Genomic DNA, 11,951 nt, shown 5'->3' with positions numbered 1-11,951 from the left:
CTCCGCCGCGAGCAGCAGCCCGCCCGTCGCCAGCACGGACAGCACGAAGCCGAGCCGCCCCGCGATCGCGGGATCGATGAGCATCAGCAGGACGACACTCGCCAGCAGCGCCGGGACCGCCGCGCCCGAGCGCCGCCCCAGTCGCGCGAGCAGCACGACGCTCGCCATCACCGCCGCACGGACGACGCTGGGCTCGGGAGTGACGAGCACGACGAAGGCGCCGAGGACCGTCAGAGCCGACGCGGTCCGCAGGCGACGGCCCGCACCGAGCAGCGCGGCGACGAGCCAGCCGGCCGCGACCACGACCGCGCAGTTCGCTCCGGACACCGCGGTGAGGTGGGTGAGCGAGGCGGTCCGCATGTCGTCCTCCAGATCGGACGGGAGGGCGGAGGTGTCCCCGGTCGCGAGGCCCGGCAGCAGGCCGGACACGTCTCCCCCGAGCACCGCGGTCCGGGCGAGGAAGCCCGAGCGCAGGACCTCCGCGACCGCCGCCACCCCCACGGGCGGGCGCCGCTCGAGCACGGCGCTCGCCGTCAGGAGCGTGCTCTCGCCGACGACGCCCGGCTCCTCGGCCCGGGCACGCAGCACCACCTCGGAGCCGACCGGCAGCCGCCCTCCGGGCTCGGCGAGGAACACCCGGACCGGCGCGGACATCGGCTGATCCTCCAGCTGCAGCACGGTGCCGTCGAACCACACCCCGCCGGTGACGAGCGACCGCGCGGACGTCTCGACGCGGACGAGCACGGCCTGAGCCGCTCGGGACTCCGCGGCTGCCCGCAGCTCAGGAGGATGCCGCTCCGGAGTCGTGACCACGACGGAGGTGACGGCCAGCGCCGCGCCCCCGAGAGCCACCGCGATCCCGGCCAGGACGACGGCACCGCGCCGCCGACGAAGCAGTCCGAGAGCCAGAGCGGCGACGAGGCACGCTGACCACGCGACCGTGCAGAGCAGCACCCCGCCCCCGAGAACGGCCGTTACCGGCAGCAGCCCGGTCGCCGCGGCCGCCGCCCAGGCAGAGAGTGCGAGCGGCAGCAGCCGCAGGTCCTGCGCGCGGATCACGGCGCCACCTGCTCGCGGAACGCCTCGAGCGTCTTCTCGCCGACGCCGGGCACCTCCAGCAGCTGGTCCACGGAGGTGAACGGCCCGTGCTCCTCGCGGTAGGCGACGATCTTCGCCGCCGTCGCAGGGCCGATCTCGGGCAGCTCCTCCAGTTGCGCGGCCGTGGCCGTGCTCAGGCGGACGATGCCGCCGGTGGTGCCCGCAGCTGCGGCCGGACCCGTGCCGCCCGGCACGACTGCCGCGCCCCGCTCGGGGACGAGGATCTGCTCACCGTCCACGAGTCTGCGCGCGAGGTTCACGGCGGCCCGCTCGGCCGGCTCCGTGAAGCCGCCCGCCGCCGCGAGCGCGTCGGCCACCCGCGCACCGGGATCGAGCAGATAGAGGCCGGGCGCGGCGACCGCTCCGGCGACGTGCACGTAGAGGACGTCGCCGGGGCCGGTGCTCGGCTCAGGCGTCGCGTTCCCTCCGGCGGACGAGGGCGCTCCGGACGGACCCGCCGCAGCAGTCACACCACCGGCCGGCGCGAGCACCTCCGTCCGCCCGCTCGCCCGCGTCCCGGCGAGAAGCACCGCGACGACCGCCGCCGCGATCACCAGCACCATCGCCGCGCCGACCCCGATCCGCCAGCGCGAGCGCGCTCGCCGCGGACGGCGCAGCAGCCCCGCGGGGTCGTCGGCCTGGCTCGTCTGCTGCATCCGACGACGCTAGAGCGGCCCCGATCTGGCGATCAGCGACTCCTGCGGATCAGTGGACGAAGCTCGACATCCCGTCCTGTGGAGGACACACCCCCGACCGCTCAGAGCAGTCGCAGCCGCCCGACGATCTTGTCGATCCGGTTCCTCGGCCCGATCAGACCGACCGCCAGGTACTCGACGAGCTCCGGCCCGGTCGTCCCGAGCACCTCCCGGTACTCGTCGTACACGCGGGTGTCCTGCGCGGCGGCCGGCATGTCGGCGACGAACGTCCCCTCGTGCGCCTCCGCCTTCGCCCGGATCATCCGCAGCGTGGCCGCGTCGGCGGCGAGCACGGTGCAGCCCGCCCACGGCAGCCCCGGGTGCTCGGAGCCCGAGGCGTCCTGCGCCGCCGGACCGAGCAGCCCGGGCACCTGCACACCGGTCGCCGCGGCGACGCAGACGGCGGCGTTCACCGCGCGCCCGATCGGCAGCGCTTCGTCGACCACGACCACCCACTTCAGCCGCGCCGATCGGGTCGGCGCCGCGGTGTCGATCTCGTCCTCGGCGTAGCCCACTGGTGCAGTGCTCATCGTCGTCCCTCTCTGGTCGATCCTTCCGACCGACCGCGCTCACGATAGGCGGATGCGCGAGCGTGCCGCAGGATGTCCGTATGAACGACCAGCAGAACCACGACGGAGTGGTCCTCGACGCACTCGACATCGCCATCCTCCGCCTCCTCCAGTCGGATGCGCGGATGTCCAACCGTGACGTCGCCACCGCGGTCGGGGTCTCCCCCACGACCTCCCTCGATCGCATGCGGCGACTGCGCACCCGCGGCGTCATCCGAGGCACCACCCTCGACGTCGACCTCGCCGGGATCGGCCGCGGCGTCCAGGCGCTGATCGCCGTGCGCATCCGACCGCCGTCGCGCGAGGTGATCGAGTCGTTCCGCGACTGGGTCAGCGGCCTCGAGCAGACCCTCGGCGTCTTCGTCACCGCCGGCAACGAGGACTTCATCATCCACGTCGCCGTCCGCGACAACGACGACCTCTACGCCTTCGTCATCGACCGCCTCACCGAGCGCCGCGAGGTCGCCGACGTCCGCACCTCGGTCGTCTACCAGCACATCCGCAACGGCGCGGTGCCGCCCGCCTGACTCGACGCGTCTGACCCGGGAACGCCGAAGGGGCCCCTCCGCAGTGGAGGAGCCCCCTTCGAGGTGAGCCGGTGCTCGAGACGGCTAGGCCGGCTTCGTCACCAGGTTCACCAGGCGCGGCGCCCGGACCACGGCGGTGACGACCTCGCGGCCCTGCAGCGCCCGCGCGACACCGGTGGCCGCCCGCGCCTTCTGCTCGAGCTCGTCCGAGGAGATCTTCGGCGAGACCTCGATGCGGTCGCGGACCTTGCCGTCGACCTGCAGGATCGCCGTGACCTTCTCCTCGACCAGGAGCGTCGGGTCGGCCTTGCGCCAGAGCGCGTGCGCGACCGAGCCCTCGTAGCCGAGACGGTTCCACATGTCCTCGGCCGTGTACGGCGCGAACAGGTTGAGCGCCATCGCGACGACCTCGGTCGCCTCGCGGACGGCGGGGTCGCCCGCGCCGGCGCCGGAGTCGATGACCTTGCGGGTGGCGTTGACCAGCTCCATCAGGCGCGCGACGACGACGTTGAACTTGAACGCCTCGATCAGCGAGGGCGACTCGGCGAGGAAGCGGTGCGTCTGCCGGCGCAGCGCCGCGTCGCCGTTCTTCCACTCCACATCGGGCTTCGTCGTGACGTCCTTCGCCAGGCGCCAGGCGCGGGCGAGGAACTTCGCGCTGCCCGACGGCGAGACGTCGGCCCAGTCGATGTCGTCCTCGGGCGGGCCGGCGAACGCCATCGTCAGGCGCACGGCGTCGACGCCGAACTCGTCCAGCTGGTCGGACAGGCGGACGATGTTGCCCTTCGACTTCGACATGGCGGCGCCGTCCATCTGCACCATGCCCTGGTTGAGCAGCGCCGTGAACGGCTCGGTGAAGGAGACGTACCCCAGGTCGAAGAGCACCTTGGTGATGAAGCGCGCGTAGAGCAGGTGCAGGATCGCGTGCGTCACGCCGCCGACGTACTGGTCGACGGGCGCCCACTTCTCGGCGAGCTTCGGGTCGAACGCCTGGGTGTCGTCCTTCGGCGAGAGGAAGCGGAGGAAGTACCACGAGGAGTCGACGAAGGTGTCCATCGTGTCCGGGTCGCGGCGCGCGGGGCTGCCGTCGTTCGGGTTGGCGACGTTCACCCAGTCCTCCGCGGCACCGAGCGGCGAGGAGCCCTTCGGCTGCAGGTCCAGGCCGTCGGTCGAGGGCAGGCGCACGGGCAGCTGGTCCTCGGGGACCGGGATCAGCTCGCCGTTCTCGCCGTGGATGATCGGGATCGGCGTGCCCCAGTAGCGCTGGCGCGAGATCAGCCAGTCGCGCAGGCGGTAGTTCTTCGCCGAGCGGCCGCGGCCGCGCTCCTCGAGCAGCTTGATGACGCGCTCGATGGCGGTGCGCTTCGACAGTCCGTCGAGCGGGCCGGAGTTGATCAGGCGGCCGTCACCGGTCAGCGCCTCGCCGGTGGTGGCCGGGTCGAGCGAGTACTCCTTCTCGAGCGCGGCCAGCTCCTCCGGGTCCTTGGGGATCACCGGGATCGCGCCGGTGACCGAGGCGGTCGTGTCGACGACGACCCGCACCGGCAGGTCGAAGGCGCGGGCAAAGTCGAGGTCGCGCTGGTCGTGCGCGGGAACGGCCATGACCGCGCCGTGACCGTAGTCGGACAGCACGTAGTCGGCCGACCAGATCGGCAGGCGCTCGCCGTTGACGGGGTTGATCGCGTAGCGGCCGAGGAACACGCCGGTCTTCGGGCGGTCGACGGTGAGGCGCTCGATCTCGCTCGACTTCTGCACCTTCTCGAGGTAGCTGCGGAAGGCGGTCTGCAGCTCGGGGTCGGCGCCCTCGACCAGCTCGGCGGCCAGGTCGGAGTCGGGCGCGACGACCATGAAGGTCGCGCCGAAGAGGGTGTCGGGGCGCGTCGTGAAGACGGTGATCCGCTCCTCGCGGCCCTCGATCTCGAACTCGACGTCGGCGCCGATCGAGCGGCCGATCCAGTTGCGCTGCATGGCGATGACCTTCGACGGCCAGGAGCCCTCGAGCTGGTTGAGGTCGTCGAGCAGGCGGTCGGCGTAGTCGGTGATCTTGAAGTACCACTGCGTGAGCTTCTTCTTCACGACGACGGCGCCGGAGCGCTCCGAGGTGCCGTCGGCGAGGACCTGCTCGTTCGCGAGGACGGTCTGGTCCACCGGGTCCCAGTTGACCCAGCTGTCCTTGCGGTACGCGAGGCCCTTCTCGTACATCTTGAGGAACAGCCACTGGTTCCACTTGTAGTACTCGGGGTCGGAGGTGTGCAGCACGCGGTCCCAGTCGAAGGACGCGGCATAGCGCTTCATCGAGCGCTTCTGCTGCTCGATGTTGTCGTAGGTCCAGGTGACCGGGTTGAGGCCGCGCTTGATCGCCGCGTTCTCGGCGGGCAGGCCGAAGCTGTCCCAGCCGATCGGGTGCAGCACATTGAAGCCCTGCTGGCGCCAGTAGCGCGCGATGACGTCGCCCAGCGCGTACGCCTCCGCGTGGCCCATGTGCAGGTCGCCGGAGGGGTACGGGAACATGTCCAGCACGTACTTGCGCGGGCGCTTGTCGGTGGAGTCGCCGGTCGCGAACGGCCGGGTCTCCTCCCAGATCGGGAGCCACTTCTCCTGGAGCGCGCGGAAGTCGTAGCGCTCCTCGTCGGTCGGGCCGGTCTGCTGGGAGGTCTCTTCTGCCACAGGTGTGTCCTACTTCTGTGAGGGTGGGGGTGGGCGCGCGCTCGGAGGGCGCCTGCGTCCGACCAACAACCCTACTGGCCTCTAGCGACCGGGCGACGACTCCGCCGTGACGTGCGGGTCGACTCCGAGCGCGGCCAGCAGTGCGCGGGCCTTGAGGCGGGTCTCCTCCACCTCCTCGTCCGGGACGGAGAGCGCGGTGATGCCTCCGCCGGTGCCGATCCTGGCGCGGACGCCGTCGAGCACGAGGGTGCGGATGGTCATCGCGAGATCGAGCGAGCCGTCGCCGCCGAGGCGGCCGAACGCGCCGGCGTAGAGACCGCGCGGCCCGGCCTCCCACTCGCGCAGGAGCTCGATCGCGCGTCGTTTCGGCGCTCCTGTCATCGATCCGGCGGGGAAGGTCGCGGCGAGCAGCTCCGCCGGTCCGACACCGGGCGCGAGCTGCGCCGACACCTCGCTCACCAGCTGGTGCACGTGCGGGTAGGTCTCGATCTCGAGGAGGCGGTCCACCTGCACCGAGGCGGGGGCGGCGATGCGGGCCAGGTCGTTCCGCACGAGATCGACGATCATCACGTTCTCGGCGCGCTCCTTGACGCTCGCGAGCAGCTCGGCCCGCAGCTCCGCGTCGACGACGGGGTCGGCGCTGCGGGTCCGGGTGCCCTTGATCGGATGCGTGGCGACGCGGCCGTCGGTCGTGACGTCGAGGAAGCGCTCGGGCGAGGCGCTGACGAGGGCGAGCCCGCCGACCCGGATCAGTCCGCCGTGGTGACTGGGGCTCGAGCGGCGCAGGCGCCGGTACGCCTCGACCGGGTCGAACGCGCCCTCGACCACCACCTCGTTGGTGAGGCAGAGCTGATAGGCGTCACCCGCGCGGATCGCGGCCTGGCAGTGGGCGATCAGGGCTCGGTACCGCTCGGGACCGTGCCGCCACTCGGCGGGTCCGGACGGCTCCGCGTCACGCGGCTCGCCGACGTCGGCAGCGGTCTCGGCGAGCGCCGTCAGCGCCCGCTCCAGCCGCCGCGCCTCCTGCTCCCTCTGCGGGGAGGAGACGAGGTGCAGGGTCCGCCGGGCGTGGTCGAACTCGAGCACCGGGTCGCCGCGGATCAGAGCGAGCGCGGGCGGGGCGTCGGCGTCGACGGGGGCGGGCGGAAGGGCGACGAACGGCGCACCCGCCTCGTAGGCGATCCAGCCGTACCGCCCGAGCGCCCGGTCGCCGGTGCGCTCCGTCTCCACGGCGGCGAGCGCCGCCGACACGTCCGCGCCGGGCCCGACCGTGAGCACGTCGTCCGAGGAACCGAGGAAGGAGAGGCCCTCGGCGGCGTCGCGACCGGAGTCGAGCCAGAAGGAGGCGTTCGCCGAGGCGAACAAGCCGAGGTATGCTCGCTCCGGATCGACCCAGGTCAGCTGCCGCCGGGCGGCGGAAACCTCGGGGAGCGCGGCCACTGGGCTAGCGTAGGCCGTCGTGGACGGCGAGCTGGTGCGGAAGTGGGACGGGCGGGAGCTCGGTCCCGCAGTGGACGAACCGGCCGGCGCCCTCCTCGCGGCCGACTCCTGGCTGGTGTCGGAGGGCCGCGTGCGCGGTCTCGAGCTGCACCGGGAGCGATTCCTGGGCGCGCTCAGCGACGCCGGGCGGCCCGTCGGCGGAGACCACGACGACTCCGCGACGTTCTTCGACGCCGCGATCGCGGCGCTCCCCCGCACCGGCGACTCCTTCCCGCGCGTCGAACTCACCGCCGAGGGTCTGCGCCTCCGGCTGCGCCCCGCCCCGCCGCGGGGCCGCACCGTCGTCCTCTGGACCAGCCCCGTGGATCCGCGCCGCACCCCGGAGCGCAAGGGACCCGACATCGCACGGCTGGCGCTCCTGCGCTCCCGTGCTCTCGCCGCTGGTGCGGACGAGGCCGTGATCCTCGGTGCCGACGGCGCGGTGATCGACGGCGCCTCGAGCGCCGTGCTCTGGTGGCTCGGCGACGCGCTGGTCATCCCGCCCGCGAGCAGCCGCCGGGTGCGGAGCGTGACGGCCCGCACGGTCTCCGTGCTCGCGGGGGCACTGGGCGTCGACGTCATCGAGGCGCCGGCTGAACCGGTCGACCTCGACGGCCGCGAGGTGTGGACGGCGAACGCCCTGCACGGCCTGCGCCTGGCCACGGGCTGGGTCGACGGACCGGCGCTCGCCGCGGTGCCGGGTCGGCTCGACGCCTGGCGCCGGCGCCTGGACGCCCTCCGCCGCCCCCTCCCCTGACGCGCGCGAGGCGCCGGTACGGACGGCGTGCCAAGGACCGGTCACCGCGCGCCGATCCCTCGTCGTGCGCACCCGCGCGCGCCAGGATCGAAGCAGTCCGCTCGTGATGCCGCCCTCACCCCGACGGCGCCCATCTCTCGAGAAGGAACTGCGATGACACCACACACCACCCCCCGCCCGCTCGCCTCGGGTCTCGTCGCGCTGGTCGCGACCGGCGCCCTGCTCTTCAGCGCGACACCCGCCCTCGCTCAGGGCGGTCTCAGCACCGCGTCCTCGAGCATCTCCGCCGCCGCCCGCACGTCGGCCCCCGACGCACTGAACCCCGGCCAGCAGCTCCTCGCCGGTCAGTCCATCGCCTCGAGCCAGTCGGGAGGCGGGTACACCTTCCGGATGCAGGACGACGGCAACGCGGTCGTCTACGACGAGGTCGGCCACGCCCTCTTCAGCACGGCCACCTCGGGGCGGAGCAACCGCCTCGTGATGCAGGAGGACGGCAACGTCGTGATCTACTCCTCCGACGGCCGTCCGCTCTGGAGCACCGGGACGGACAACGAGCCGGACGCCCACCTCGTGATGCAATCGGACGGCAATCTCGTCCTCTACCGCGAGGACGACTCCCCGGCCTGGGCGAGTGACAACAACAGCAGGATCCCCGAGCCGCCGTTCAGCACTCTCTACGACGACGAGGTGCTGTACCGCGGCCACCAGCTCACGTCACCGAACGGACTGTTCCGCGCCGTCATGCAGCGCGACGGCAACCTCGTCGGCTACGGCCCGGACGGCGTCGTCTGGAGCACCGGCACCTTCGGCACCGACAACCAGCTCCTCGTCTCCGACGACGGCTACGCCGTGATCATCGGCGCGGACGGGGGGATCGTGTGGGCGGCCGACACCGATGGTCCGGCCACCTCCATCGCCCTCGACGACAGCGGCGTCCTGAACGTCCTCGACGAGGACGACGCCGTCCTGTGGACGAGCCAGTCCGGACTGCCCGGCGCTCAGCTGTACGCCCCCAACACCCTCGAGGTCGACGACCACCTCCGCTCCGACGACGGCGCCTACCGTGCCGTGATGCAGGCCGACGGCAACTTCGTCGTCCACGGCCCGACCGGAGCGATCTGGCAGACCGCCACCTCCGGAGTCGAGAGCTCGTTCGAGTTCTCGGAGGACGGCACGGCACAGGTCGTGGCCGGCAACGGCGCCGTCACCTGGACGGCGACACCCGCCGCCGGTGCCGCCCCGTTCCACTTCGTCATGCAGGGCGACGGCAACCTCGTCGAGTACGACGCCCACCACCACGCGGTCTGGTCCAGCCGCTGACGGCTCCTGCGGTCCGGCGACCGCAGTCGCGCTGACGCTTCCACTCGACGGCCCGGCCCGTGCCCCTCAGCACGAGCCGGGCCGTCGTCGTGCCCTCGGAGCAGCATGCGAGGAGATCGCGTGCCGACCGCCGGCGCCGTCCGGAGAGCCGGGAACCGGACCGCGCGACAGAGAGCACGTACCGAACGCCAACGGGTGACGGGTCCGAGCGCGAGTGCTTCGGTGAGAGGGAAGACCGCTCGGCGACGCCGCCTCGTCAACGGCGGTGCCGATCTCTCGAGAAAGAACTGCCATGACGTCCACCACCCACCCACGACGCCGATCCTCCGGGATCGTCGCACTCGTCGCAGCCGGAGCCCTGCTCCTGGGCGCGACACCTGCTGTGGCCCAGGAGGCCGCCCCAGACGCGTCTGCATCGACTCCCTGGAGTCCGACCACGCCGGCCTTCAAACGGTGGCCCGCCCCGTCCGGTGGCCCCGACCGGGACTACTACAACGCTCTTCTCGCCGGACAATCGGTCTACTGGGCGGGCACGAAGCCGGACGGAACTCCGGACCTGGAGAAAACCGTGCTCTCCGACCCGTCCGGAAGCTACGTCTTCACCATGCAGGAGGACGGTGACGTCGTCCTCCGCTCCAACGACGGCAGGATCCTGTTCCGTACAGGAACTCTCAACCCCTCCCCGACTGAGGTGAATCGTCTGGTGCTGCAGAAGGACGGGAACATGGTGGTCCTCTCGGGCGATGAACGTCCGATCTGGAGCTCCGGAACGGACGGCGAACCGGGCGCGAATCTCGTGCTCGGGGAGGACGGCGACCTCGTCCTCTACCGCCGGAACGGCACTCCGGCCTGGTCCGCCAGCGCCGGAAAGATCGCCGAACCGCCGACAGACACCCTCGCCACCGGCGGCACCCTCACCTACGGCCACCAGCTCACCTCCGAGAACGGGCTCTTCCACGCGGTCATGCAGCGCGACGGCAACCTCGTCGGCTACGGCCCCTCCGGAGCGATCTGGAGCACCGGCACTCGCGGCATCGGCAATCGCCTCGTCATCCAGGACGACGGCAACGCCGTGGTCTACGGGGCCGACGGCGCGGTGAAGTGGGCGTCCGGTACCAGCGGGGAAGGTCTCACCGTCCAGCTCGAGGACAGCGGCGTGCTGGATGTCCGCGATGCCGACGACGACCTGGTATGGGACAGCCAGTCGGCGCTGCCCGGATCGGTCATGTACGCCCCGAACGACCTCCAGACCGGCAACCGGCTGCGCTCGGACGACGGCGCCTATCGTGCCGTGATGCAGGGTGACGGCAACTTCGTCGTCTACGGCCCGACGGGAGCGATCTGGCAGACCGCCACCTCCGGTGTCGAGAGCTCGTTCCAGTTCTTCCGGAACGGGAGAGCACAGGTCGTGGCCGACAACGGCGCCGTCACCTGGACGGCGAGGCCCGCCGCCGGCGGTGACGGCCCGTTCCGCCTGGTCATGCAGAGCGACGGCAACCTCGTCGAGTACGACGGACAGGGCCACGCGATCTGGTCCATCCGCTGACCCCGCCGGGATCGACGCGTCGGCGGACGCGCTGACGTCCCCCTCCGATGGCCCGGCTCGTGCACACCCTGCACGCGCCGGGCCCTCGGCGTTCTCACGCGCACGGTCCGGCCCTGCGCGACTCCCCCTCAGAGCGCAGAAGCAGGACGACGCGACAACGACCCTGCGCCCCGCGCCGGAACGCATCGACGTCCAGCAGCAGTGCTTCGGTGAGAGGGAAGACCGTTCGGCGATGCCGCCTCGTCGACGGCGGTGCCGATCTCTCGAGTAAGGAACTGCCATGACGTCCACCTCACATCCACGCTTCCTCGCCTCCGGACTCGTCGCGCTCGTCGCGGCGGGAACCCTGCTCCTCGGCGCGACACCCGCCCTCGCCGAGAGCGCCGTCGGAGCAGCATCCTCAGCGAGCCGCGCTCCCGCCTGGTCCGCCGGCGCCGGGACGACCGCCGAACCGCCGCACGACACCCTCGGCACCGGCGGCAGCCTCGCGCCGGGCGACCAGCTGACCTCGAAGAACGGGCTGTTCCGCGCGGTCATGCAGACCGACGGGGACCTCGTCGGCTCCGGGCCCTCCGGCGTGATCTGGCACACCGGCACCCACGGCGCGGGCAACCGCTTCGTCCTGCAGAACGACGGTGACGCCGTCGTCCTCGGCGCCGACGGCTCGGTGAAGTGGACGTCCGGCACCAGCGACGACACTCTCACCGTCCAGCTCGACGACAGCGGAGTGCTGATGCTCGTCGACGACGAGGGCGACCTGGCGTGGGACAGCCAGTCCCAGCTGCCGGGGTCGGTCCTGTACGCACCGAACTACCTCTCGGCCGGTGACGTGCTGCGCTCGGACGACGGTCGGTACCTCGCGGTGATGCAGTCGAACGGGGACCTCGTCGTCCACGGTCCGACGGGCACTGTCTGGCAGAGCGGGACCTCCGGCATCGACAACGCGCTGCACGTCGCCGAGAACGGCGTCGCGTCGATCGACGACTGGAAGGACACCGTGGTCTGGACGAACGGTCCCGCCTCCGGTGCGGTCGGACCGTTCCGGTTCGTGATGCAGAACGACGGCGCCCTCGTCGAGTACGACGGCCAGGGCCACGTCGTCTGGTCCAGCCGCTGACGGCAGCGGACAGCGGGCTCCGCCGAGGCGGTCGGCCCTGCTCCGACGGCCCGGTCGTGCGCATCCCGCACGGACCGGGCCGCCGTCGTGAGGGCACGAGATCGGGGCGACGGGCGAGCGAGTGCCTCCGTCATGCCGACGAGCGCTGGACCGGGACACGGCGTCCCGACCGCACG

At 72.1% G+C, this 11,951-nt stretch carries 10 protein-coding genes; 6 read left to right on the top strand and 4 right to left on the bottom strand.

The genetic code is table 11. The annotated features are described in order from the left end of the window. Window positions 1-76 precede the first annotated feature (76 nt). On the top strand, window positions 77-661 hold the full coding sequence (locus tag EDF35_RS08295; RefSeq protein WP_133961788.1) for a hypothetical protein: 585 nt from the start codon (window positions 77-79) through the stop codon (window positions 659-661). 394 nt (window positions 662-1,055) lie between these two features. Here the strand turns inward: EDF35_RS08295 and EDF35_RS08290 are convergent, their stop codons facing one another. Together EDF35_RS08290 and EDF35_RS08285 are read right to left on the bottom strand one after the other, a co-directional pair. Next, window positions 1,056-1,754, bottom strand: a complete 699-nt coding sequence (locus EDF35_RS08290; RefSeq protein ID WP_133961786.1) for a ComEA family DNA-binding protein — start codon at window positions 1,752-1,754, stop codon at window positions 1,056-1,058. 101 nt (window positions 1,755-1,855) lie between these two features. Then, on the bottom strand, window positions 1,856-2,323 hold the full coding sequence (locus EDF35_RS08285; RefSeq protein ID WP_133961784.1) for a DUF2000 domain-containing protein: 468 nt from the start codon (window positions 2,321-2,323) through the stop codon (window positions 1,856-1,858). An 80-nt stretch (window positions 2,324-2,403) separates the two neighbouring features. Here EDF35_RS08285 and EDF35_RS08280 point away from each other — a divergent pair, with 80 nt between their 5' ends. Next, a complete protein-coding gene (locus tag EDF35_RS08280) occupies window positions 2,404-2,889 on the top strand; it encodes an Lrp/AsnC family transcriptional regulator (protein ID WP_133961782.1) in 486 nt (161 codons plus the stop codon). Between the two features lie 84 nt (window positions 2,890-2,973). Here the strand turns inward: EDF35_RS08280 and leuS are convergent, their stop codons facing one another. Then, entirely contained in the window at window positions 2,974-5,556 is a 2,583-nt protein-coding gene (gene leuS / locus EDF35_RS08275) for a leucine--tRNA ligase (RefSeq protein WP_133961780.1), read from the bottom strand. An 81-nt stretch (window positions 5,557-5,637) separates the two neighbouring features. Continuing rightward, window positions 5,638-6,996 (bottom strand): anthranilate synthase component I family protein, encoded by a 1,359-nt coding sequence (locus EDF35_RS08270; RefSeq protein WP_243839904.1) that lies wholly within the window; start codon window positions 6,994-6,996, stop codon window positions 5,638-5,640. 19 nt (window positions 6,997-7,015) lie between these two features. On the opposite strand from EDF35_RS08270, the gene EDF35_RS21175 reads away from it, so the two are divergent. From EDF35_RS21175 to EDF35_RS08250, 4 genes are all read left to right on the top strand, one after another. Continuing rightward, window positions 7,016-7,792, top strand: coding sequence for an aminotransferase class IV (locus tag EDF35_RS21175; protein WP_133962700.1), 777 nt, complete (start codon window positions 7,016-7,018; stop codon window positions 7,790-7,792). A 153-nt stretch (window positions 7,793-7,945) separates the two neighbouring features. Then, window positions 7,946-9,112, top strand: a complete 1,167-nt coding sequence (locus EDF35_RS08260; protein ID WP_133961776.1) for a hypothetical protein — start codon at window positions 7,946-7,948, stop codon at window positions 9,110-9,112. Between the two features lie 292 nt (window positions 9,113-9,404). After that, window positions 9,405-10,658, top strand: coding sequence for a hypothetical protein (locus tag EDF35_RS08255; protein WP_133961774.1), 1,254 nt, complete (start codon window positions 9,405-9,407; stop codon window positions 10,656-10,658). A 280-nt stretch (window positions 10,659-10,938) separates the two neighbouring features. Continuing rightward, complete coding sequence (locus EDF35_RS08250) at window positions 10,939-11,775, top strand: hypothetical protein (protein ID WP_133961772.1); 837 nt, start codon at window positions 10,939-10,941, stop codon at window positions 11,773-11,775. Window positions 11,776-11,951 lie beyond the last annotated feature (176 nt).

It is taken from the genome of Rathayibacter sp. PhB151 (assembly GCF_004366415.1).
GTDB lineage: Bacteria > Actinomycetota > Actinomycetes > Actinomycetales > Microbacteriaceae > Rathayibacter > Rathayibacter festucae.
The sequence above is the reverse complement of the archived record's forward strand: the minus strand, read 5'-3'. Positions and strand labels throughout refer to the sequence as shown.

Excerpts from the sequence above, each read along its gene's own strand:
- EDF35_RS08295 (WP_133961788.1), top strand. The coding sequence starts at position 77 with ATGAGCATCAGCAGGACGACACTCGCCAGCAGCGCCGGGACCGCCGCG.
- EDF35_RS08290 (WP_133961786.1), bottom strand. The coding sequence starts at position 1,754 with ATGCAGCAGACGAGCCAGGCCGACGACCCCGCGGGGCTGCTGCGCCGT.
- EDF35_RS08285 (WP_133961784.1), bottom strand. The coding sequence starts at position 2,323 with ATGAGCACTGCACCAGTGGGCTACGCCGAGGACGAGATCGACACCGCG.
- EDF35_RS08280 (WP_133961782.1), top strand. The coding sequence starts at position 2,404 with ATGAACGACCAGCAGAACCACGACGGAGTGGTCCTCGACGCACTCGAC.
- EDF35_RS08260 (WP_133961776.1), top strand. The coding sequence starts at position 7,946 with ATGACACCACACACCACCCCCCGCCCGCTCGCCTCGGGTCTCGTCGCG.
- EDF35_RS08255 (WP_133961774.1), top strand. The coding sequence starts at position 9,405 with ATGACGTCCACCACCCACCCACGACGCCGATCCTCCGGGATCGTCGCA.
- EDF35_RS08250 (WP_133961772.1), top strand. The coding sequence starts at position 10,939 with ATGACGTCCACCTCACATCCACGCTTCCTCGCCTCCGGACTCGTCGCG.